This window comes from Bradyrhizobium sp. FW305-F6 (assembly GCF_058782905.1).
Genome location: NZ_JBYSYD010000003.1, coordinates 513,104 through 536,645, shown reverse-complemented (window position 1 = coordinate 536,645; position 23,542 = coordinate 513,104). Strand labels below are relative to the sequence as shown.

General features: G+C 63.1%; 20 protein-coding genes. 6 read left to right on the top strand and 14 right to left on the bottom strand.

What is annotated here, in order from left to right; all coding sequences use genetic code 11:
* Positions 1–20: 20 nt before the first annotated feature.
* The 4 genes from fcl to AC3WLX_RS22970 form a co-directional block, all read right to left on the bottom strand.
* On the bottom strand, positions 21–965 hold the full coding sequence (fcl, locus tag AC3WLX_RS22985; protein WP_492337697.1) for a GDP-L-fucose synthase: 945 nt from the start codon (positions 963–965) through the stop codon (positions 21–23).
* On the bottom strand, positions 946–2,016 hold the full coding sequence (gene gmd, locus AC3WLX_RS22980; protein WP_492337696.1) for a GDP-mannose 4,6-dehydratase: 1,071 nt from the start codon (positions 2,014–2,016) through the stop codon (positions 946–948). Before gmd ends, fcl begins: the two co-directional genes overlap by 20 nt.
* Before the next feature lie 127 nt (positions 2,017–2,143).
* Positions 2,144–3,577 (bottom strand): MBOAT family O-acyltransferase, encoded by a 1,434-nt coding sequence (locus tag AC3WLX_RS22975; RefSeq protein WP_492337695.1) that lies wholly within the window; start codon positions 3,575–3,577, stop codon positions 2,144–2,146.
* Entirely contained in the window at positions 3,577–4,614 is a 1,038-nt protein-coding gene (locus AC3WLX_RS22970) for a hypothetical protein (RefSeq protein WP_492337694.1), read from the bottom strand. Before AC3WLX_RS22970 ends, AC3WLX_RS22975 begins: the two co-directional genes overlap by 1 nt.
* Positions 4,615–5,231: 617 nt before the next feature.
* Between AC3WLX_RS22970 and asnB the strand changes: the two genes are divergently transcribed.
* From asnB to AC3WLX_RS22955, 3 genes are all read left to right on the top strand, one after another.
* Positions 5,232–7,016: an asparagine synthase (glutamine-hydrolyzing) gene (gene asnB, locus AC3WLX_RS22965; RefSeq protein WP_492337693.1), complete on the top strand. Its 1,785-nt coding sequence runs from the start codon at positions 5,232–5,234 to the stop codon at positions 7,014–7,016.
* Between the two features lie 10 nt (positions 7,017–7,026).
* Positions 7,027–8,196 carry a glycosyltransferase gene (locus tag AC3WLX_RS22960; protein ID WP_492337692.1) on the top strand — a complete coding sequence of 390 codons (1,170 nt, stop codon included), beginning with the start codon at positions 7,027–7,029 and terminating at the stop codon, positions 8,194–8,196.
* A gap of 318 nt (positions 8,197–8,514) precedes the next feature.
* Positions 8,515–9,909 (top strand): WcaI family glycosyltransferase, encoded by a 1,395-nt coding sequence (locus AC3WLX_RS22955; RefSeq protein WP_492337691.1) that lies wholly within the window; start codon positions 8,515–8,517, stop codon positions 9,907–9,909.
* Between the two features lie 2 nt (positions 9,910–9,911).
* On the opposite strand, the gene AC3WLX_RS22950 is transcribed toward AC3WLX_RS22955, so the two are convergent.
* Positions 9,912–11,339: a hypothetical protein gene (locus tag AC3WLX_RS22950; protein ID WP_492337690.1), complete on the bottom strand. Its 1,428-nt coding sequence runs from the start codon at positions 11,337–11,339 to the stop codon at positions 9,912–9,914.
* Between the two features lie 138 nt (positions 11,340–11,477).
* Here AC3WLX_RS22950 and AC3WLX_RS22945 point away from each other — a divergent pair, with 138 nt between their 5' ends.
* The 3 genes from AC3WLX_RS22945 (at position 11,478) to AC3WLX_RS22935 (ending at position 16,308) form a co-directional block, all read left to right on the top strand.
* The gene (locus AC3WLX_RS22945) at positions 11,478–12,407 is read left to right on the top strand and encodes a glycosyltransferase family 2 protein (protein WP_492337689.1); all 930 of its coding nucleotides are present in this window, start codon (positions 11,478–11,480) and stop codon (positions 12,405–12,407) included.
* A gap of 170 nt (positions 12,408–12,577) precedes the next feature.
* Positions 12,578–15,133, top strand: coding sequence for a tetratricopeptide repeat protein (locus AC3WLX_RS22940; protein WP_492337688.1), 2,556 nt, complete (start codon positions 12,578–12,580; stop codon positions 15,131–15,133).
* Entirely contained in the window at positions 15,130–16,308 is a 1,179-nt protein-coding gene (locus AC3WLX_RS22935; RefSeq protein WP_492337687.1) for an O-antigen ligase family protein, read from the top strand. The genes AC3WLX_RS22940 and AC3WLX_RS22935 overlap by 4 nt, the downstream gene beginning before the upstream one ends.
* 71 nt (positions 16,309–16,379) lie before the next feature.
* Here the strand turns inward: AC3WLX_RS22935 and AC3WLX_RS22930 are convergent, their stop codons facing one another.
* The 9 genes from AC3WLX_RS22930 to AC3WLX_RS22890 are packed head-to-tail and all read right to left on the bottom strand — an operon-like array spanning position 16,380 to position 23,540.
* The gene (locus AC3WLX_RS22930; protein WP_492337686.1) at positions 16,380–17,714 is read right to left on the bottom strand and encodes an acyltransferase family protein; all 1,335 of its coding nucleotides are present in this window, start codon (positions 17,712–17,714) and stop codon (positions 16,380–16,382) included.
* 59 nt (positions 17,715–17,773) lie between these two features.
* Positions 17,774–18,325, bottom strand: a complete 552-nt coding sequence (gene gspM / locus AC3WLX_RS22925; RefSeq protein WP_492337685.1) for a type II secretion system protein GspM — start codon at positions 18,323–18,325, stop codon at positions 17,774–17,776.
* A complete protein-coding gene (locus tag AC3WLX_RS22920) occupies positions 18,322–19,389 on the bottom strand; it encodes a PilN domain-containing protein (protein WP_492337684.1) in 1,068 nt (355 codons plus the stop codon). The genes gspM and AC3WLX_RS22920 overlap by 4 nt, the downstream gene beginning before the upstream one ends.
* On the bottom strand, positions 19,386–20,342 hold the full coding sequence (locus AC3WLX_RS22915) for a type II secretion system minor pseudopilin (protein ID WP_492337683.1): 957 nt from the start codon (positions 20,340–20,342) through the stop codon (positions 19,386–19,388). The genes AC3WLX_RS22920 and AC3WLX_RS22915 overlap by 4 nt, the downstream gene beginning before the upstream one ends.
* A complete protein-coding gene (locus AC3WLX_RS22910) occupies positions 20,339–21,013 on the bottom strand; it encodes a PulJ/GspJ family protein (RefSeq protein WP_492337682.1) in 675 nt (224 codons plus the stop codon). The genes AC3WLX_RS22915 and AC3WLX_RS22910 overlap by 4 nt, the downstream gene beginning before the upstream one ends.
* On the bottom strand, positions 21,010–21,417 hold the full coding sequence (locus tag AC3WLX_RS22905) for a prepilin-type N-terminal cleavage/methylation domain-containing protein (RefSeq protein WP_492337681.1): 408 nt from the start codon (positions 21,415–21,417) through the stop codon (positions 21,010–21,012). The genes AC3WLX_RS22910 and AC3WLX_RS22905 overlap by 4 nt, the downstream gene beginning before the upstream one ends.
* Complete coding sequence (locus tag AC3WLX_RS22900) at positions 21,395–21,901, bottom strand: prepilin-type N-terminal cleavage/methylation domain-containing protein (RefSeq protein WP_492337680.1); 507 nt, start codon at positions 21,899–21,901, stop codon at positions 21,395–21,397. The genes AC3WLX_RS22905 and AC3WLX_RS22900 overlap by 23 nt, the downstream gene beginning before the upstream one ends.
* Positions 21,846–22,283, bottom strand: coding sequence for a type II secretion system major pseudopilin GspG (gspG, locus tag AC3WLX_RS22895; RefSeq protein WP_492337907.1), 438 nt, complete (start codon positions 22,281–22,283; stop codon positions 21,846–21,848). The genes AC3WLX_RS22900 and gspG overlap by 56 nt, the downstream gene beginning before the upstream one ends.
* A gap of 48 nt (positions 22,284–22,331) precedes the next feature.
* The gene (locus tag AC3WLX_RS22890) at positions 22,332–23,540 is read right to left on the bottom strand and encodes a type II secretion system F family protein (RefSeq protein WP_492337679.1); all 1,209 of its coding nucleotides are present in this window, start codon (positions 23,538–23,540) and stop codon (positions 22,332–22,334) included.
* Positions 23,541–23,542 lie beyond the last annotated feature (2 nt).

Sequence of the window (23,542 nt, the reverse complement as noted above, 5' to 3'; positions counted from 1 at the left end):
CTGCGCGTCGATCGGGCAGCCTATGCCACCGTCTTCCGGTACGCTTCATACGCGCACCGCAGGCCCTGCTCCAGCGAGGTGCTGGCGCGCCAGCCGAACGAGGCGAGCCGGGTGACGTCGAGCAGCTTGCGCGGCGTGCCGTCGGGCCGCGAGGCGTCGAACGAGATCTCGCCGCGATAACCGACGATTTCGGCCACAACGCGCGCAAATGCGGCGATGCTGATGTCCTCGCCGGTACCGATGTTGACGAGATCGGGGGCCGAATAAGTCTTCATCAGATGTACGCAGGCATCCGCCATGTCATCGACGTAGAGAAACTCGCGCCGCGGCGTGCCGGTGCCCCACACAACCACACGGTCAGCGTCCGCGACCCTCGCCTCGTGAAAGCGCCGGATCAGCGCGGCGACGACGTGGCTGTACTCGGGGTGGTAATTGTCGCCGGGCCCGTACAGATTGGTCGGCATGACGCTGATGAAGTCGCTGCCGTACTGGCTGCGGTAGGCCTCGGTCATCTTGATGCCGGCGATCTTGGCGATCGCATAGGGTTCGTTGGTCGGTTCCAACGGGCCGGTCAGCATCGACTGCTCGCGCAGCGGCTGGGCGGCGCACTTCGGATAGATGCAGGACGACCCGAGAAACATCAGCTTTTCCGCGCCATTGAGATGCGCGGCGTGGATCACATTGGAAGCGATCGCGATGTTGTCGTAGATGAACTCGGCGCGCAACGTATCGTTGGCGACAATGCCGCCGACCTTTGCAGCGGCGAGGAATACCACCTGCGGCCGCACCTTCGCGAACCAGTCGAACACGGCGGCCTGGTTGCACAGATCGAGCCCACTGCGGTCGGCGGTGACGAGATCGACGTCCTCTTGCGCCAGCCGCCGCGAGATCGCGCTGCCGACCATACCGCGATGACCGGCGACATAGACGCGTTTGCCCTTCAGCTCAAATGTCACGCTTGCCATTGGCCGCATCCCGTTTCGCCTCGGCGAGATCGCTCGCAACCATCTCCTCGACCAGCTGGGCAAAAGTGCGCGTCGGCTTCCAGCCGAGCACCGCATGCGCCTTGCTGGCGTCGCCGACCAGGATATCCACCTCGGTCGGTCGGAAGTAGGCAGGATCGATCTTGACCACGGTCTTTCCGTTTCGGGCATCGACGCCGGTCTCGTCGACGCCATGACCTCGCCATTCTATGCGGCGGCCGACCTGCGCGAACGCGAGCTCGACCATCTCCCGCACCGAGCGCGTCTCGCCGGTCGCGAGCACGAAATCGCCGGGCTTCTCGGCCTGCAAGATCCTGTGCATGCCTTCGACATAGTCGCGCGCATGACCCCAGTCGCGCTTGGCCTCGAGATTGCCGAGATAGAGTGTCCGGTCCAGCCCCACCTCGATACGGGCAACGCCGCGGGTGATCTTGCGGGTGACGAAGGTCTCGCCGCGGATCGGGCTTTCGTGATTGAACAGGATGCCGTTCGACGCAAACATGCCGTAGGCCTCGCGGTAGTTCACCGTGATCCAATAGCCGTAGAGTTTGGCGACGCCGTAGGGCGAGCGCGGATAGAACGGCGTTGTCTCTTTCTGCGGAATCTCCTGGACGAGACCGTAGAGCTCGGAGGTCGAAGCCTGGTAGAACCGGGCGTCTTTCTCCATACCCAGTATGCGGATCGCCTCCAGGAGCCGTAGCACGCCGACAGCGTCGGCATTGGCAGTATATTCCGGGCTCTCGAATGAGACCGCCACATGGCTCTGGGCGGCGAGATTGTAGATCTCGGTCGGCCGGATCTGCTGCACCAGCCTGATCAGATTGGTTGAGTCGGTCATGTCGCCGTAATGCATCAGGAACGGCACGTCGCCCGCGTGCGGATCCCGATAGAGATGATCGACCCGCGCCGTGTTGAATGAGGACGAGCGCCGCTTTATGCCGTGCACGACATAGCCGCGGGACAACAGATACTCGGCGAGATATGCGCCGTCCTGCCCGGTCACGCCGGTGATGAGAGCGATCCGCTTGCTCATTTCTCACGCCTTACTGCTGCAAATTCGCGATAACGGATGCCGTCGACACCCCCGGACCTGCTTGGCCCACTTGCCAATCCGATCCGCACGCTATCGCTTCCCAAGTGCCGCACATCCGCCTCCCTGCTCAGAACTGGAAGTAGATGAACTCGGCATGACCGAAGATGCCGAAAAGTATGATGTAGTATGCGAGCGCCACCCCCGCGCCCGTTGGAAGCCAGCGCATTTCACCCAGCGCCTCGAGCCGCCGCGGGCGGAATGCGAGGTGAAAGTCGACCACGAACAGAATGAGAAGTGAGACCCCCAGCATCAACAATTCCACGCTCGCGAGCCCAAGCATCTTGAGCGTGCCGTACGACACCGGACCGAACTCGCCCAGACTTCGGAACACGACAAATGCATTCGCGAGGCTGGTCGACCGAAAGAAGACCCAACCTGCCAGTACGATCGCCATCATCCAGAACCAGCCGAACACCCGCCGGGTCGTCGGGTTCAACCAAAGCTCCACCCTGGCCGTTCTCGCGAATGCGCGCTCGAGCACCAGGCCGGTTCCGTGCAGCACGCCCCAGGCGGCGAAGGTCCACGCAGCGCCGTGCCATATCCCGCTGACTGCGAACACGATCATCAGATTGCGCGCGGTCCTCCACTCGCTGCCGCGACTGCCGCCGAGAGGAATGAACAGGTAGTCGCGGAACCAACTCGACAGAGATATATGCCAGCAGCGCCAAAACTCGTTCAGGCTGCAGGTGAAATACGGCTGTCGAAAGTTGATCATGAGATCGAAGCCCATGATGCGGGCCGTTCCGCGGGCAATGTCGGAATATCCGGAGAAATCGCAATAGATCTGGATGGCGAAGAGAATGGCGGCCAGCAGTTGGTAGCTTCCGGAATATTGTTCGGGGGCCGCATAGATCCCATTGACCACCGGCCCGACCACGTCGGCGATGCACATCTTTTTGAACAATCCAAAGCCGATCAAGAACAGGCCGGCATTCAGATCCGGAAATGACAACCGGTGAACCGTGCGAAACTGCGGCAACATGTGCGCGGCACGCTCGATTGGGCCGGCAATCAGCTGCGGAAAGAAGCTCACATATTGAGCGTAGGTGAGGAAGTCGCGCTCGGCCTCGACCTTTCGGTAGTAGACGTCCAGGGTGTAACCGATCGACTGAAACGTGTAGAAGGAGATGCCGAGCGGCAGCGCGAGCCCCAGCGCGTAATCCGGGATGACATAGCCGAACAGTCCGGCCGCACCGATCACATTCGCGATGAAGAAATCCAGATACTTCACCGTTGCGAGAATGCCGAGATTGATGGTCAGCGCCAGGACCATCGCCGCCTTGCGGCCGCCATCGGTCCGGAAACGAGCCATCATCAGCGCGGTCGTGTAATCCACCGCCGTGGTCAGTGCGAGCAAGAGCCCGAAAGACGGACGCCAACTCATGTAAAACACGTAGCTTGCGATCAACAACACGATCGGCTGTGTTCGCTTCCGCAGGCCGAAGAACATCGCAAGAAATGTCGCGAAGAACGCCAGGAACTCGAACGAATTGAAGAGCATCAGTCGAATGCTCCGCTCGCCTTCAGCAGCCTGGCCAGCTCAGACGTATAAACCCTTGCACCGGTCGGATTCATGTGCTGGGGATCGGCAAAGAGTGTGGGCGGATAGACGAAATAGTCCGGCCCGAACACGCGGATGAGTGGCCGCTCGGACATGGTCGTCAGCCGGAACTGGTCGGACGAAGGGCACGGCGCCACCTCGCCTTCACGAAAAAGCCCCGGAACAAATCCCACCTGAAACCCGTGCTGGCGGGCCAGATGTTCGAGGCGATCACGCGCGCGGGATCTTTCGGAAATGAACCGCGGTTGGCTTCGCGCGGCATTGTCGGTCGGCAACGAGTAGTCGGCCGGCAGCCGGTCATCGGGATAATGGCTCTGCGACTTGATGAAGTACCATCCCCTATCGTCGATCATGGCCGACCGTTGCGCTTCGACGTCACGAACTGCTTCCGCAAGTCGCTCCTGATTCTGAAAGAGAAACAGCGCGGCATCGCGAGGCAACGTGCGGAACGGAAAAAGCGTACCGGCAAGCCAGTTGTCGTCGCGCAGCAGTGCTGCAGGCCCGTCGACTTCGGCCTTGTCATCCCATGGTATCGTCAGAAGCACGTGCGTCGGGGTGTTACCCGCGGCCAACGCGGCCTCCAGGATCGGAAGAAAGCGCACTTCCCCGGGCAGTGCCAGATTGTACGAACGAAAATGCGGGCCCATCTCGGCGTCGAGGTCGCGCGCCCGAAAGGCAGACAGGATCTTGCTGTGACCGAACACCATGATGCGATACCGGTCCTGCGGTTCGAACATTGGCATCTTCACCAGCGTGTCGAACTTCGCGTCTGCAATGACCACCGAGCCCGGCTTGAGGAAAGGAAGCAGGACGTAGGCCGCGGCCAGCGCAGCCCAGACGGCGCTGAAGACCAGGACAAATATCCCCGCACGCGCGATCCAGATCCTTGTCTGAGCTGTGCTCGAGCGATTGGCGCGCTCTCCCGAGCCGCCAAGCGCCTCTGTCGCGTCAACTGCCGGCCGCGGCAGGTTCGACACGAGCGATAATCCTTCGGAAGCTGGCTGCCGGCGCGGCTTGGACATTTCCGAGACAACTCACGGGAGACCCTGCAGCAGGACGACGCCGGGCGGTCTTGCCATCTGAGGCGCAGCCGATATCAAAGAAACATTACAGTTTGACGATACCAGATACCGAACATCACATGGTCTCGATGTATTGCGGCAATGAATAACATTGGCTAGATAGGCGCGCCTTTGCTTGTGCAACGGGACGACCGCTGAAAGCGGGTATCGCGCAAATTCGGGGTAGAGCATGGCGATGGGGGCCACGACCTCCGTGGTGTCGGACGGGGCACAAGGGATGCTGACCTCATCGCGCGTCGGGACATATCGTTCTGGTATGACGTTGCCGCCGTTTCCTCGGTATCGGCCCTGCCCGCCTCAGGCATTCCACCCTCATCGAGGTCGTGCTGGGTGCGACCATGAATCCGAGCGCCGAAACCTCAACACCCAGCTTCTCAACGCGGACAGGTCTCATGCCGCCTTGCGCCCGCTTTGCGGGAAGCGCTCAACCCAGCCCCCTCCCATGCGGGCTTAACTTGATGGACCGTCCTGACGCCCCCGCACGACATTTCCCGGCCTGGAAACACTGAGTCATGTGCGCAATCAACGGCTCCTTTGCCTACGGCACCGACGCCCTCCCGGTCGAAAGGTCCGAACTTCTGCGCGTCCGCGATGCGATGACCGCACGCGGCCCCGACGCCGCCGGCCTCTGGTTGTCGGAGGACGCGCGCGTAGGATTCGCGCATCGGCGCCTCGCCATCATCGACCTGAGTGAAGGCGGCGCGCAACCGATGCGTGATCCCGACACCGGCAACTGGATCTGCTTCAACGGCGAGATATACAATCATCAGTCGCTGCGAGCGCGCTTGAACAGCCAGGGCATCACCACGCGCACGCAGTCCGACACCGAAGTCCTGCTCAAGCTCTATGCCCGGGAAGGTACCGGCATGTTCGCGGATCTGCGCGGCATGTATGCCTTTGCGCTCTGGGACGCTGGGCGACGGGAGTTGCTGCTGGCCCGCGACCCGTTCGGCATAAAGCCGCTTTATGTTGCGGACGACGGCCGCACGGTCCGCTTCGCATCGCAGGTCAAGCCGCTTCTGCAAACGCCGATCGACCGCCGGCCCGAAGCGGCCGGCCACGCCGGCTTCCTGCTCTGGGGATCGGTGCCCGAGCCTTACACGTTCTATCGCGGAATTCGCGCGTTGCCACCCGGCCATTGGCAGCGCTTCGCAAACGGTTGTGCCACGCCAGCGGTATGCTTTGCCAATGTGCTCGATACGCTCCGCCAGCTGCCGTCGGCGGCCCAAGGCCACCGGGAGAACGCGCTCGATCAGATCGCCGCTGCGGTCAAGGACAGCGTCGCGGCTCACATGGTCGCGGACGTGCCGGTCGGGGTGTTCCTGTCGGCGGGCCTCGACTCCACCATGCTTGCGGCCTGTGCGGCGCACGCGGGTGAACTGCGCACCCTCACCCTCGGCTTCAACGAATATGCCGGCACGCCGCACGACGAGGCGGAACTGGCCGACGAGGTCGCGCGCCTGCTCAACGCGAAACACGCGCTGAACCGGATCTCCGCCCATGACTTTGAGTGCGACCGAGAAAAGTTGATCGCCGCGATGGACCAGCCCTCGATCGACGGCGTCAACGTCTGGTTCGTGTCAAAGGCCGCGGCCGCGCAAGGTCTCAAGGTTGCCATCTCCGGCCTCGGCGGTGACGAACTGTTCGGCTCCTATCCCAGCTTCGATCAGGTGCCGAAGCTGGTGAAGCTGATGCAGAGAACGCCGATCAGCGAGCGCACCGGCGTTCTCCTGCGCAATCTCGCCCAACCATTTGCATCCCTGATGCCCTCCCCCAAATATGCCGGCTTGGCCGAATACGGCCATACGCTTGCGGGGGCCTATCTGCTCCGGCGAGCCCTCCACATGCCGTGGGAACTCGCTCGCCTGATGGACCCTGCAATGGCGAAGGCGGGCTTGGAGGAGCTGGAGTCAGTGAAACGCCTCGATGGGAGCATCGAGGGGCTCGATAGCGATCGGCTCGCGGTCTCGGCGCTCGAAATGCAATGGTACATGCGCAATCAGTTGCTCCGTGACGCCGACTGGGCAGGCATGGCTCACTCACTCGAAATCCGCGTGCCATTGGTCGACCTGCAGCTGCTTCGCGACTTCGTCGAGCTGCCAGATTTGGATGCAGCCAACGAAAAGCGCACCATCGTTTGCCGGGTGGCGCCGCACCTGCCGGACGCGATCCTCAACCGCCCCAAAACCGGGTTCTCCGTGCCAATTCATCAATGGCTCAATCCCGGGGCGCGCCGCGGAATCATGCAGTACCGCGACTGGGCAAAGCATCTTTACGAACGCTTTGCTGCGGCATGAGGTCTCGGTCATGAAACTGCTGCACGTCATCTCCAGCGTCGATCGGCGATTTGGCGGGCCGATCGAAGGCGTGCTCCAGCGCGGGCTTCGCTTGCGGGAAATGGGCCACGAGGTCGAAGTGGCTTCGTGTGATGATCCCGGGGCAGCGCATGTCGACGCCTTCCCGCTTCCGGTGCACGCTCTTGGCCCGCCGCGCCGCGGCCGGTATTCTTACGCGGCGTCGCTACGCCCTTGGCTGCGCGCCCATGCGGCGGGCTTCGACGCCGTTGTGGTCAATGGCCTCTGGCAATATCACAGCTTTGCCGCCTGGCAGGTGATGCGTGAATTGGGGCGCCCCTATGTGATCTTCACGCATGGCATGCTGGATCCGTGGTTCAACCGGACCTACCCGCTCAAACGCCTCAAGAAGCTCGCTTACTGGCGGTTCGCCGAATACCGGGTGTTGCGCGATGCCGCCGCGGTCCTGTTCACCAGCGAGGACGAGCGGCTGCTGGCGCGTCAATCGTTCTGGCCGTACCGGGCACGCGAGCGTGTCGTCTCCTATGGAACGCGCCTTCCCCCTCAGGACGCGGATCGGCTGCGCGAGTCCTTCCTTGCCGGTCATCCCGAGTTGCGCGGGAAACGCGTGCTGCTGTTCCTCGGACGGCTTCATGTCAAAAAGGGCTGCGACCTCATCATCAACGCCTTTGCGCAGGTCGCCGTCCAGGAACCGCGCCTGCATCTGCTGATGGCGGGGCCAGACCAGACCGGCTTGGTTGCGGATCTCAAGGCCCGCGCGCAAGCGCTTGGCGTTGCCGATAGAATTACGTGGCCCGGCATGCTGGCCGGCGACGCAAAATGGGGCGCATTTTACGCCAGCGAAGCGTTCATGTTGCCATCACATCAGGAGAACTTCGGCATTTCCGTTGCCGAGGCGCTGGGCTGCGGACTGCCGGTGCTGGTCTCGAACAAGGTCAACATCTGGCGAGAGGTCGTCGCAGCGCAGGCCGGGCTCGTCGGCGAGGATTCCGCGGCAGGCACCCTCGATACGCTCCGCTCATGGCTTGCCATGTCGCAGGACGACCGCGCGGCCATGACCCGGCGCACGCGTCCGCTGTTCGATGAGCAATTCAGCGTCGATCGGATGGCGACGGCATTGATCGACGTGATCAGCGACCTGAAGGCCGCGCCACGCAGCTGACGCGCGTATCACGGCAGCGAAATTGTCCCGGCGATCCCCAGCGTCGCGGGCTGACCTGATGCAACGCACCCGCCTCTCCCTAATTGTTATCTGTCTTATCGTTATAGTGATATTGTCACATGATGAATGATATCAGAAGCACCAGGATGCAGGCGGGAACAAGCTGACGTCGAGCAGGACCGGGCGATAGCCCGCTCTGTTTCACGTCCGGCGTGCTTCGCCCTGCAGGCGCCATGCCCGATTGCCCAACTGGTTCGGCAGGCCGGGATTCGAGGCCGGTCGAAGCCAGGCGCTTAGGCCGCGGAAATGAGGGCGGTCATGCGGGTGCTGGTGGTGGGGATCAATTACGCTCCCGATCTGATTGGCGTTGCCAAATACACGACCGAGTTCTGTGAAAGCATGGCCGCGTGGGGTCATGACGTGCGCGTCGTGACCGGCCCGCCTTATTATCCGGATTGGAGCATACCGCGGGAGTATCGCACCTCATGGTATGTCCGTGAACGCTCGAATCTGGTGGACGTCATTAGGGTGCCGATCTATGTACCGGCCCAGCCGTCCGGGTTGAAGCGGCTGCTCCATCACACCTCTTTCCTGATCTCGGCCACAGCCCCGCTCTTGTCGGCGGCTCTGTTCTGGCGGCCAGACATCGTGTTCGTGGTCGCCCCCTCCCTGTTGTCCGCACCGGTCGCCGCTCTTGCCGCGCGCTTGGCCGGCGCTGCGTCCTGGTGCCATGTTCAGGATCTGGAAGTGGACGCCGCTTTCGAAGTCGGCCTGCTGCGCGGAAGCGCCACGCGTCGCGTCATGGCGACGTTCGAACGCTGGATACTGAAGGCTTTCGAGCGAGTGTCGACCATCTCGCCGCAGATGATGGCACAGCTCGAGCACAAGGGGATCGCTCCGACCAGGCTGCGCGAATTCCGCAACTGGATCGATACCAGCAGCGTCGCGCCCGGTTCACGTCAGACACGGCTGCGGACCGCCTTGCATCTCGGACCGGACGATATCGTCGCCCTCTATTCCGGCGCCATGTCGACCAAGCAGGGACTGGAGCTGATCGTCGAAGCAGCGGCTACCGTGGAGGAGAAACACCCGTCCCTGAAGTTCGTCCTGTGCGGCAACGGACCAGCCAGATCTACGCTCATGGAGATGTCCCAGGGCCTGAATAATGTTCGTTTCCTGGACCTTCAGCCACTCGATCGCGTCTCAGAACTGCTCAGCACCGCCGACATCCAGCTTTTACCGCAGAAGGCCGAGATTGCCGATCTGGTGCTTCCATCCAAGCTCGCCGGCATGCTGGCATCGGGCCGTCCGCTCGTTGCAATGGCAAAGCCGGGTACGGGTCTTGCAACTGAGGTCGACGGTGCCGGCCTGGTAATTCCGCCCGGCGACGCCGCCGCGTTGGCGGAAGCCCTCGTGACCCTGGCGGCCGACGCAGCACTGCGCTCCCGACTGGGCGCAGTCGCGCGCGCGCGCGCCGAACAGAAATGGGACCGGACCTCGATTCTGCGGTCGCTGGAGCGCGAGTTCATGACGCTTCCGCAATGGGCGCCATCGCACGCCGCGCGCGTCCCGCCGCCGGCGGCATCAATGCGCTCGATCGAGCAGATTACGACTGGAAGCCGTCGCCGTCCGGACGAAACCGGTCGTCTGGCCTCCGGTCGATCCATGCGGCCGCCTGCCCGCAGCCTGCTCTCCGCCAAGGAGCGCCCCTGAATTCAGGCGCGCTCGGTAGCCTGCGGCCGAGCCGGGCGGGCGCGCTCCAGATAGCGATACCCGATACCAAGCGTGACCAGATTCAAGATCACTTCAGCGGCGGCAAATGCGAAGACGTGGAGCAGCGGCAGCAGCGCGCAGCTCGCAACAACGCCTACCGCGACACCGATGCCCATCGCCCAGGCCGACGCGGCATAAGCTCCCAAAGCGGCAAGACCCTGCGAGCTCATCTGCAGCAGCCCCAATGTGAGGATGGTCGGCGCAAAGCCGACCATGACGATGGCAACCCGATGCAGAGCACCGTCCGACCAGGCGGCAACCAGCCCGGAAAGCAGCGTCGTACCAATGGAGAAGAGCAAGGCGCAGGCGAGCGTCATCTTCTGAGCAGCCATCATGCCGACGAAGCCCTGCCGTTCCGCGCACGCCAGCCGCTCGACCAGACCTGGAAATTCAACCCGAAGGACGAATTGCAGCACCTGCGTGGCGGCGCCAACGATCTGCTTGGCATAGACGAAGACGGCCGTGGTCTCTGCACCGAGCCAGGTCGCGCTCAACACCAGTTGGACGCGCATGCCGATTTGACCCGGCACGATCTGGAACGACAGCGTCAGCCCGTCCCTGAACGCCCTCGACAGCCCTGCCCGTGAAGGCCTGTGAAATCTGGGATACCAACCCTTCCAGGCCAAGGCTGCCCATTGCGCGAAGAGCGTCAAGAGATACCCCAGCGAGAATGCAGCGCCCATGATCGCGCCGGCGGCCTCCAGAGAGCGATGCGAGGCCATGAGCAGTCCGAGCGCGTTCACGACATAAGCGATCGAGCCCGTCAACCCGCTGATCCCGCTCAATCTCAGGCCATCGAGCAGACCGACACCATTGACGGACCACAGCAGCAGGCCGGGCAGCGCGAGGAACGCGTACCAACGTCCCAGCGGGTCGTCAGAGATTTCCGCGGCATAGAGCACAGCAGCCGAGCTGACGGTCAAGGCCATCAACATCCTGATCGTGCTGGTATCAGCAAAGGCCTGCCACATCCTTGGGTTCGGCAGCCCTCCCGGCGACAGATGCACAACAGCGCGGGCCAAGGTGATAGTAGCGCCCGCCTCAACAAGGATGATGCCCAGCATCGCGAAGGAATAATGGGTGGCGAAGGACGAGAGCAGCGCGTATTCGCCCGCGGCCAACAGGCCGGTCTGGACGGCGAAGATGACCCCCTGCCCCAATGCGAGCCCTGCAACCATCAGACCGATATTGACGATCTGGAGCCATCGGCCCTGGTCAAGACGCACTCGCTCCGCCAGCCGGCGGCTGGCTCTTGCGATCGCCCGGTCCGGTTCGCCAGAGGGGCCTGCGACACGCGTTTCAAGCATGACTTTCCCGAAGCGACCGAGGAGCCGGTACAGCGCTTGGCGATAGCCGAGCGAGCTCGTCACGATATGACGTGATACTATTACAAGCCTATAACACAACGTTTGACGTCCCGCCTGCTGAACACCCCTGTCACAATCCTGTTCAGTTGGGACACTAGATCAGGCGACCATCCCCGGATGACAACCAAAAGCAGTACGAGCATGACCAAGGACAGTAAGATGCCGAGCCTTGCCGTCGTGATCCTGACCTACAACGAGGAACGTCACATCACGCGGGCGCTGGCGTCCGTTGGCGGCTTCGCGAGCGAAATCTTCGTCGTCGACAGCTTCTCGACGGATCGAACGGTCGAGCTGGCCCGCGCCAACGGCGCGGTCGTGCTGCAAAACAGGTTCGTCAACTATGCCAGGCAATATCAATGGGCACTCGACAACGCCCCCATCTCCTCCACATGGATCATGCGGCTCGACGCCGACGAAGTGATCGAGCCGGATCTCGCTGCGCGTATTCGCGACGAGTTGCCCCGGCTCGGCGAGGGCGTGGTGGGCGTCAACCTGAAGCGCAAGCACATTTTCCTCGGTCGCTGGATCCGCCATGGCGGCCGTTATCCGCTGGTGCTCCTCCGTATCTGGCGGCGAGGTCATGGCCGGGTGGAGGACCGCTGGATGGACGAGCACGTGATCGTCTGGGGCGGCCGCACCATCACGTTCGAGGGCGGCTTTGCCGATCATAATCTCAACGACCTCACCTACTTCACCGACAAGCACAACAAATACGCGACGCGCGAGGCGATTGATGTGATCAGCAGCCGCACCGGTCTTTCCGCGGAAGCCGGTCCGGCCAACGACAAACAGGGATCGCTTCAAGCTGCGCTCAAGCGCTGGATCAAGGAGCGGCTCTACAACCGGATTCCGTATCAGATCAGCGCGCCCTCCTACTTCCTTTATCGCCTGATCTTCCAGCTCGGGTTTCTGGACGGCAAGCAGGGCCTCGTTTATCACGGCCTGCAGGGTCTCTGGTACCGCTTCCTGGTCGGGGCCAAGGTGGCTGAACTTGAAGCGGCCGTAAGCCACATCAATGATCGATCGGAGCTGCGGGCGGAGCTCCGTCGCCTGACCGGGTTCGACGTGTAGTCTTCCTGAAGCACTCAAAGCGCGCCGAGATTGGCTCGTCATCGCGTACCGTGTCACTCTGCGGTGCGAACGGACGCGGGTACGGGCTGTTGTCACAGTCCTGTTCAATTGGCGAAATAAGGAACGGGGTCCGGCTTGGCGGCCGACATCACACGGACGCTGTTTTCCAGATGCGTAACGAGGCACAACTCCTGGACCAAGCGACCTCCCTGCATAACAAGGGGGATATCGCAGGTGCCGCGAAGTTCTACGAGCGCATCATCAGGAAGAACCCTCGCAATCTGCATGCCCTGCATTTCCTTGGCGTGGCGGAGGCGGCGTCCGGAAATCTCATCCGTGCCAAGCTCCTGATGAAGCAGTCCCTCGGGGCGGCGCTGGCCAACGTGGACTTCGTCGAGAACTATGCGTCCGTACTGCATCGTGCCGGCGAACATGATGAGCTCGTTCAGCTATGCCGGCAGGCGTTGCCTATCGCTCCGGCCAGTCTCGCGCTGCTGCATGCCGGCGCGGCCGGCCATCTCGTACTTGGCCAGTTCAAAGAAGCGATCGATCTGCTGGCGCGGCTCATCAAACATCATCCCCGTCATTTTCCTGCGCACGTCATGCTCGGCTCGGCTCTCGCCAAGAGCCGACGGCACGAGGAGGCGCTCGCGGCTTATGGCCACGCAATCGAGCTGCAACCGAATTTCGCGCAGGCACATCTCGACGTCGGAACAATTCACTATACAGACCAGCGGCATGGTGAGGCGCTCGCCGCCTATGACCGCGCGCTTGCGCTGCAGCCCGCATTGGCCGAAGCGGCGCTCGGCCGCTGCTTTGCCTTGATCCAGCTCGGACGGCGCGAGGAAGCGCTCGCGGCGGCAGACCATGCTTTGAAGCTGCGCCCCGATCTTGCCGAGGCCTGGGTGGGCCGCGGCAACGCGCTGCTCGATCTCGAGCGGCCCAACGAGGCCGACGCGGCCTATCAGCACGCGCTGGAGACCCGGCCCGGGCTTGCCGCGGCCTGGTGCGGCAAGGGCAACGTCCTGCTTCGCGCCGGACGCCAGCGGGATGCGGCGGCAGCATTCGATCGTGCGATCGGCACCGATCCCGGTTTCGCCGAAGCCTGGCTTGGCCGTGGCACGACGGCGCTCGCGCTGGGCTACCATGACGATGCTTTGGCCGCGCTGGACCGTGCGACCGATCTCCATCCGAACTTTGCGGCCGCATGGCTCGCAAAGGGCCAGGTCGCCTACCTCCTGAAACAATATGACACGGCGCTGAGCGCCTGGAAGCGCGCGCTCGCGCTCAAACCGGATCAGCCCGACGTGGTCGCCGCATGTCATCGGGTGAAGATGCATCTCTGCGACTGGGACGGCTTTGACGCGGCATGTGCCGCACTCCGGGCCGCCGTCCGTGGTGGCGGGATCGTCGCGCCCTTCATGTTCGTCGCAGTGCCTTCGACACCGGTCGAACAGCTGCAGTGTGCGCGGAATTGGATCAGTCGTAACTACCGCAGCCAGGCCGCGCAGGTCCCGCGCCGGCCTGACCATGCCCGGATCCGCCTCGGCTATCTGTCCGCCGATTTCCACCAGCACGCGACCTCGCACCTGATGGCTGGCGTGTTCGAACATCATGACAGGACGCGCTTCGAGATCACCGCCCTCTCGATCGGGCCGGACGATAGCTCGGACATGCGCGAACGGATCGTGGCTGCTTTTGACCGTTTCATCGACGCGAGGCCACTCGGCGATACCGAAATCGCCGAGCTCATCGCGCGGTTGGAGATCGACATCCTGATCGACCTGAAGGGCTTTACCCAGGACGCCCGCACCGGCGTCCTGGCGCGGCGTCCCGCGCCGATCCAGGTCAGCTATCTCGGCTTTCCGGGGACCATCGGCGCCGACTTCATCGACTATGTCATCGCCGACCGGGACGTCATTCCCGAACAGGATGCCGTGGCCTATGCCGAGAAGATCGTCTGGCTCCCCGACAGCTATCAGGCGAACGATCGCAGCCGCGCCATCGCCGATGTGCCGGCCGATCGTGCCGCGCACGGGCTTCCCGCCGACGCGTTCGTGTTCTGCTGCTTCAACGACAATTACAAGATAACGCCCGATGTCTTCGCCTCCTGGATGCGGATCCTGAACGCGGTCGACGGCAGCGTCTTATGGTTGTTCGAGGACAATCCGGTGGCCGCTGACAATCTGCGTCGTGAGGCCGCGGCCCGCGGCACCGCACCGGATCGCCTGGTCTTCGCCCGGAGGCTGCCGCCCGCGGACCATCTGGCACGACATCGCTGTGCGGACCTTTTCCTCGACACGCTTCCCTACGGCGCCCACACCACGGCAAGCGATGCGCTGTGGACCTGCCTTCCGGTCCTGACCTGCCTCGGGCAAACGTTTGCCGGTCGCGTCGGAGCGAGTCTGCTGAACGCGATCGGGCTTCCGGAACTGGTGGCGGCGACACCCGCCGCCTACGAGCAACTGGCGATCGACATTGCCCAAGATCCCGCTCGACTGATTGCGCTGCGCACGAAACTTGCCTGCAACCGGCTGCGGTCACCACTTTATGATGCCGAGCAATTCTGCCGCCGTATCGAAGCCGGCTTTATCGCCATGACGGCGCGGCAGCGCGCCGGTCTGGCGCCAGATCATATCCACATACCCCGGTCGATGGCCCAATTTGATCCTGCCGTCATCGCGGCCGTCCCGGCCGGCTCCGCAGCATCGGACTTGCCGGCGTGAACCACGATCGCATCTCCATATTCGCCGCATCGGCTGCCATCTGCGCCTGGCTGTCGCTGCTCAGCTTTCCCATGATCGGAGACAGCGCCCGCGTTTATGCGATCTGCCAAGCCATCGGCCTCTGCCTCTACATGGGAACGGTGGGCCTCGCCTACGCCGGCAATCTGGCTACGATCGCCGCGCGGATCGACCAGCCCCAGCTGATCATTCTTCTCATCGTCTTCACGTCTCCTGTCCTTCAATTGCACGGCGACGAATCGGACGTTATGAGCGGAATTTTCTACACCTCCCTGCTCCCCTTCATGGCGCTTACGCTCTCGGTGCTTTGGACGATGCCAATGGCCGACTTCGAGCGCTGCATGAGCGTTACCTCGATCGTGCTGTGCGTCTTCGGCATCTCCGCCATTGCGATCTATGGATGGCCCGAAGGCCGAACCATCGGCGGACTTCTTCACCCGAACCTCTATTCCGCACCGCTTCTTGCCGCATTCGTGTTCTCGCAGTTCCGTCCCGGCCTGACCGGACAGGCCGTACGCATCATCTGCTTTGGACTGATCGCAACGGTCAGCTCGCGATACGCCCTGATGGGCTGCCTGATCGCGCTGGTCGTGCATGAGATGACATTCGATCCGTTCGGGAAGGCCAAAATCCCAATTGCCGTCCTTGCGCTCGCGGCGGCAATCATCTTCTGGCCTCAGATCTCCTCGATCGTCGCGCTCGACGACCCCGACCGCGGCACAGGCTCCGGCTTTACGGGACGCGACGACCGCTGGCAGAACGCGATGGACGCGATCACCGAAAACCCATTCGGGATCGGGTTCAAGCGCGCCATCGGCGATGACGGCGGCCACAGCGGCTATCTCAAGCTCATCGTGGAGTTCGGCGTCCCCGGCGGATTTGCGCTCGTCTCGCTGCTGGCCTGGTGCATCGCGGTCGCCGGTATCAAGGCCTGCTCTGCCTCCGGAAAAAGCCGCCAGCAGCATCGGTTCGACTGCGCTCGTTTTGCCGGCATGTGCGCAATGTATTTTGGAGCGCTGTTTCAACCGCAGATTTTCAGCCTCGGCGACAGCTTCACCGTCGCCTTCATGCTCCTGCTGTTCAGGCCGAGGGACGAAGCCATGCTGGGCCGCGCGCAGATTGCGGCCAAGAGCGGCGTCTCGCCGCGACGACGTTAGGCGGCTGTGGAACGGTTCACGTAACTCCAGCGACTTGCGCATGCGCAAATCAATCATGCCGCCGGCCGACTTCACGCCTCGGTCGCAGATCGCCGCAGCCTTACGAACCCTCCTCGAACGGCGTGCCAAAGCGCCGTTGGCCACGCCGGGTTCATGCACGGGCGCTCGACCAGCAGGTAGAAGACCATCCCGGCGCCGATCGCGATGGGGATGATGAGGGCCCAGGAGACCAGCCAGGCCTGCGCAATGGAATGGAATTCGACGAACCTGCCCATCAGATGTGCCGAGAAGTGAATCACCGGCAGATGTACCAAGTATATCGAGTAGCACGCTCCTCCGATCAGCGCGATCCAGGGAAAGCCCAGGAACGCCTTCGACCAGGTTCCCCGGGCCGCGGCCATGAACAAGAGCAGGATACAGCCGGCCCGAAAGACATCGTTGAAAATCAGAAGCGCCAAAGGCGGTTGCAGATCGAGATTGAACTGGACCGCTCCCGTGAACAGGATACCGATCAGTCCAACCACGAAGCCGACATCAAAAACGGCTCTCCGTGGCAAGGCGAAGACGTTCTTCCAAATGCTGTAGTCGCAGGCGACGATACCCAGCATGAAACCGTAGGACTCGGAGACCAATGTATTTCTGATGAAACCTGTCCGCTCGAAACGGTCCGTGACGACTTCGCCGAGCACCAGGAGAATGGCCACGACGACCACCCCCACGGCGATACGAGGCCCGCGACCACGAATCCTGCCGTAGAGGTAGAGGACGAACGGAGCAAGGACGTAGAACTGAACCTCTCGTTCCAGCGACCATGTCGGTGGGTTGAGCCGCGGATGTTCGCCGAACACCAGCGAATGCGAATATGTGAGAGAGGCCAGCAGGCTTTGCCAAAGGGGAGCTTGCGTGAAGTAGAAGTTCGGCGCATCCATCGGCGCCGGCCCGACCGCGAGCACCGCAAAACACCCCAGCATTGCCAGAATGTAGGGAGGTTCGAGCCGCGTCAGCCGCCGCAGGAAAAAATGCTTCAGGGCTGGCGGCCGACCCGACAGAAACGGATATGCGATGATGTATCCGCTGATGAAGAAGAACAGTGAAACCCCGAGGGAGCCGTGCGGAAGATACTGCACGATCGCGGTCTCGAGGCTTGATGGAGTCCGGTACAGCCGTTCGCCGCGCGATGCGGCGTGATAGACCAGCACCGCCATGATCGCGAGAAACCGCAGCCCGTCGATTTGCGGGACGTAGGTGGTGCTCGTCGTGACGCGCGACCATCTGTGCGGCAATCCGCGCAACCACGCGAGGAAGTCATTATCCGGTCTTGCGACCGGCGGACCGCTCACCTCAGCCATGCTTCCTGCGGAATCGATCGTACTCGCGACATGATCGGCATTGAATCCGGCTGGCATGACGAACGCTCTTCTCCGATCTCAGCGTGATTGTCCCAGACGGCCTGTCCGGCCACCCGTCACTTGGTGCCCTGCCGTTGCGCCGAAATGCCGAGCACAAGCCGCATCTTGTCGGTGCCGTTCGAGACCGGCTGGATAACCAGCTCGTCAATGAACAGGAACGGCATGCCGGCCTCCAGATCATAGAGAAGCGGCTGCAGCGCGCCGGATGGCAACTCGATGTTGAATGTTGCAGAGACAAATCCGGATTTGGCCAAGGGCCCCTGAATGTCGACCTGCGATGACAGCGTGTTGCCGCTGACGCGCTTGGTTGCCGCAAGCACGCGTTGCAGCAGCATGGCACTCGCGACCGAAGCTGTCGGCCCTTCGAGAAACGGCGATCCCATGGGGACGCCGGCGTCGCTACGCGCCATGGCGCGAGGCAGCGGATGACGCGATTCGAGCGTCTGCAGGATCTCAGCGCTCGACACCACAGCGTCACGGCTGCCCAGGATTTCGATCGTTGTCTGCACCGTGGTGGACACGAACAGCACGACCAGCGCTAGATAGGCTGCCACCGCGGCAACCGGGTAGCGGGCGAGATACGTCTCGAGTTTTGGCATATTCATCATGTGCCCGACCCGGCCGGCGGCTTGAGCTTGGCCTCGATATGAAACCGTTCGCCCGGTTCGCCGGCTGCGCGCGTGGTCGGCGCAAAGAACCCGGCACCGGCCACGCGCGGCGACTGCTCCAGCAGTTGGATCAGCGAGGCGGCATCGGCGGTCATTCCGCTGATCTGCAGCTTTGTGCCTTCGAGCCGCAGCTCTGTCGCGTGGGTATGGTCGGGCAGAAGAGCCGATAGTTCCTCCAGCACCATCACCGCCGATGGCATGGTCTGCTTGCGACGAGCCAGCAATTCGAGCGCACTATTGCCGGAAGCCTGATTGCCGCGGGCCGTGACGCGGATCTGCGTGATCCGCCGCTGAATTTGCTGCTGCGCGGCATCATAGGATTCCGTCACAATCCCGCCCAGTCCGACCGATAGCAGCGCGAGCACGCCCGTCGATCCCAGCACGGCGATGAGGCCGCGTCGCACACGAACTGCACCATTTCCGCCGTCGGCGCTGTGCCTGAGAACCATCACGCGTTCGTTCCCAGCGGCAATCGTCGAGACCTCGACCGCCGCAGCACCCATCTCGATGAATAGCTGGGCCAACGACATAACGCTTTTTCGCGCCGTGGCGATGACCGTCAGTTCGACATGATCATCGGATTTCGCCTGCGGCTTCGTCCAGCGGAAAACAGCGTCGTCCGCAGCCCAAGGTGTCAGCCGGTCGACTTGGGCGCGGACAATGCCTTCGAGAAACTCTACGGCACGCCCCGGCAAATCCAGAGGGCGGAACACGAACCGCGACGGCAGGAGGAGAATATCTACGACAGCCCCCTTCATCGCGGCCGACCATGCCTCCGGGAGCACTTCGCGGACCGCACCATCCCCGAGGTGAATGCGCGCATCGGCCAGATCCGTGGCCTTGCCTACCGTGTGCGCGACGCTCAGGGAAAAGCTGCCGGAGCTGTCCTCGCTGAGAAGAATCCGCCTGGTTTGGCGCACGCGGTCAAACTGCGCACACAGCGTGCGGGCCACGCAATCAATCCAAAGAGACGACGCAGTCGCGATGTCACCGGGAATACTCATCTTCCCTCCCGCGGCCGTGGCCGGCCTGCCCGCTCGGAATCGACCTCGTCCGTCCACGCCAATACGTGGAACGCTTTTGGATCACCTGGCTCGGACATCTGGATGACGGCTTCCGGCATCCGTTGGCGACCGTCCTGCAACGTGATGTGCATCCGCAACCGGTAGGCGCTGCTTGCCGACGTGGTGGCGCCGGGCTGACGTCCTCCGAGGGCGCCGATGACGAATTCCGGATTGTCGCGCGGCAGCTCGGCGCGCTCACTAAGAAAGGCCTCCAGCTTGGCAGAGGTCATATTGGGCAGCGCAGCGAGGACTTCCGGTGCGGCGTCGAGCACGTTGACCTCGCTCATTCCACTGTACACCGTGACAAACGCCATGGTGCGCTCGACGAGCGGCGTCGGAAGGCCGAGCACCAGCCACAATTCGTCGGCGCTGCTGAACGGCCCCTGCCGCGGTACGTAAGGCAAGCCCGCCGCCCTGTAGCTCGCCAGTTCGTTGTCTTGACCATCCGATTTCGGAGGAGTCCGCCAAGCGACGACGCGCATGGCGTACAGGTCCGCCGCCTCGGCCGATGCGCCGACCGCCCTGAACAAGCCTGCGAGCATCGATGCCGGCGCCATGTTGAGATTGATGCGTGCCGATTCCGACATGTATTCGATGCGCACGGTCGCATTCGCAAGCTGGAAATCAAACCGGCCATGGCTCGGGCGCCGCAGCGTAGCCGGGCCCGACAGCTGGTAAGCGGCCAATTCGACCCCCGCGGAACTCAGCATCTCCCATTGCGCCGCCGCATCGAGCGTGGAAAGCGCCAGGGCCGATTGCCCGATGTAAGCGGAGGCAACGGTCGCGAGCGCGGCCAATCCGGCCAGCAGCCAGAGGGTGAAGACGACGATGAATCCGTCTTCTGCGATCGTGACATCCGTGGATCTGGAGCGCCTGAGCCTGGGCATGGTCATGTTGGCCTGTTTCCGGACCGCGGCGTCTCCGGCAGAACGGACGGATCCGGTCGCGGGGCTGCCCTGTCCACATGAATGCGTGCGGCCCCCGAAATGAAAGTGCCACGATGCGCGTCCCTGACGTCGAACCGGACTGCCGCCGGCAATTCCCCGGAGTTGAGCCAACGGCTGCCCCAGTTGCCATCAGTGTCCGCATAGGCGAAGCTCACGCGATAAGGCAGCCGCAACAGCACGACCGGATCGGCGAACTGGATCTGATCCGCGCGCGGATCCCCGGGCGACAACAGAAAGAAGGGCGCCCGCATGCGCACCAATGCCGTTGCACCCTTATCGTTGATCTCCGAAATCCGAACGATCTCCAGCCCGGGTCGGCTGTTCGGGCCGAGCACCGACCGGACGAACGTGACTGATTGCTCACCGCCGCGAAACAACGGCGCGTTGTCCATGCGTGTCACGTACTCGGCCGCAGACAGATCTGCCGCCAACCGATCCAGCGCGACGGCGACCTCTTCACTGCGTTGAGCCCGGATAATTCCTCGGTTCCAGCTCGGCAGCCATTGCGAGGTCACAGAGGTCAAGGCGCCCATGATCAGGCCCATGAGCGCCAGCGCGACCAGCGCCTCGAACAGCGTGAAGCCCTCATCCGAGCGCAGCCGCGTCCGATGTATCATCGCATTGTGCTCCGGCTCTGCAGGCGAACGGTTTCGAACGACATCACTGCTCCTCCGGGGCCTTGAATGCGCAATTGCACGAGCTGCGGGACGAACTGCGACTCCTGGACCAGTGAAATTCGATCCGCGAAGGGTGTCACGCGCATTTGCCACCGATGGCCCGCTACACGGCCCCGGAGGTCGTCCGGCATGGGAGCGCCGGCGTGCGGCAGCATCGCAATCACGACGCGGGCCGCGCTTGCGAGCGCGGCGTGCTGATCGAGTTTCAGGGCCCCGCGCGAATTGGTCGCGACGAGTGTTCCAATCGCAGCCAGTCCGACCGCAACCAAGGCCAGCGCGACCAAGGCCTCGATCAGGGTGAAGCCGCCCTCTGTCCGATATCTAGAGCAGGTCGCTGGCGACAATTTCAACTCCTCCCGTCAGCCAGTTTACCCGTACCTCGACTGCACCCGCGAGACGCGTCAGACGGATCGCACCGCCGCACGACGTGCCGCTGGCGAAAAAGCTGATCGTCGAGAGCGCGGCACGGCCATTGCAGCGCTGCGGCAGCAGCGCGTCGAATACCACGTCCTGTGGCACCTCGACGATCCAGGGACCGGAGCCAGATCTCACCGTCCGCGCGCGGGCGTCGACCACGACATTGACCGTGCCGGAACGCGCCAGCGCGGTAGTCCGGTCCGCCTTCAGCAGAGCAGCGATCTCGATCGCGTAGGCCTGGAGCCGGGGCCGAGATGTCTGCGACGGTGAACGCGGCAACGCGATTGCCGCGAGCATCGCAACGATCGCAAGCACGCAAACCATTTCGAGCAGCGTGAAACCGGCCTCGCCGCCGTTAGCTCTGCCCGGACACGAGATCTGCTGCCGTACCGGTACCGCCTTCCTGGCCATCGGCGCCCAAGGATCGGATTTCATAGGCACCACGCTCTGCCGGCTGCTTGTAGACATAGGGATTGCCCCAGGGGTCGTTGGGAACATTGCCGCCCTTCAAGTAAGGCCCGTTCCACGACGCGATGCCGCTCACGGGATGCGCGAGCGCGCCGAGGCCTTCCGAACTGGTCGGAAAGCGCCCGGCATCGAGATAGAACAGGTCGAGCGCGCTGGTGAAGCTCTGGATCTGGATCTTGGCCGATTTGACACGGGAATCGCTGAGATAGTTGAGCACCCGCGGGCCCACCAACGCCATGATCATGCCGATGATCGTGATGACGACGAGCATCTCCACCAGCGTGAATCCTTCTTCGCCACGCCATCGCCGCGGCCCCGTCGGCAGAGGCCTCGGGTCCTTTCTCGTAAAGCCGATCACAGACAACCTCCCCTATCAACCAACCACTTGAGTCACAGACAGTAGCGCCGTCATCACCGACACGATCAGACCGCCGACGACGACGCTGATCAGGATGATCGCGGCAGGGCCGATGATGGCGACGACGCGATCCAGCTGCCGCTGCAGCTTTTCCTCGTAGAAGTCGGCGACGCGCCCCGACAATGTAGGCAGTTGCCCGGTCTCTTCGCCGAGACGCAACATCCGGACGGCGACCGGCGGCAGGACGGCGGAAGCCGCCAGCGCGTCCGCGAGCCTGCCACCATGTCGCACGCGATCGGCCATCGCCGACCACGCCGGCGCGTTGCCAGTGACGGTCATGATGTCGATGAGGATGCGGAGCGTCGCCGTCAGCGCCACGCCGCTGCCGAGCAGAATGCCGAGATTGCGCGAGAACAAGGCGGCGCGATGAAATTCCACGATGGTCGAAATGACGGGCAATCTCGCGATCTGCGTCAGGAGACCGGCCCGAACGGACGGCCGGCGCCAGGCCATCCCGCCGCCGATCACGCTCACCGCGACCACCACGCCGATTTCCAGTCCATGACCGCGCAGAAGATCCGATAACGCGAGAAAGACCTCGATCACCGGGTCGGTCTTCGCGTTGAAGTCGCGCAACACCGCCGAGAATTGCGGCAGCACGAACGTGACGAAGAAGATCAGTACACCGCCCGCGGCGAGCAGCACGAACGCCGGATATTGCAGGGCGCCGGTGACCTTGCGCCGCAACGCCTCGGCACGCGACCGCTCGATACCGATGGTCTCCAGGATGTGATCCAGACCTCCGGACATCTCGCCGACACGGACCAGAGCAACGTACATCGGCGGAAACAAAGTCGGTTCTCGCGCCAGCGCCTCGGCAAAACTCTCGCCGGACAACAGTGCGGTCTTGATGCCGTTGATCACGGGGCGAAGCCGGCCCGCATCCATGTCGTTGGCGAGCAGTTCGAGTGCATCGTTGAGCCGCGCACCGGCCTTCAGCAACAAGGCCAGGTCGCGGGTGAAGATGGTGACCTCCGCCGGCCCCGGCCTCGAGAGCGCGCGCGACAGCGACCATCCCTCTGTCTGGATCTCGGCATCGGCATCGATCGCCACCAGACCGAGATACTCGATGCGCTGAGCCACTTCGGCGCGGCTGGCAGCCGCGATCGTTCCCGATACCACCTCACCCTTCTGAGTCATCGCCCGATACCGGAAGTTCGGCATGC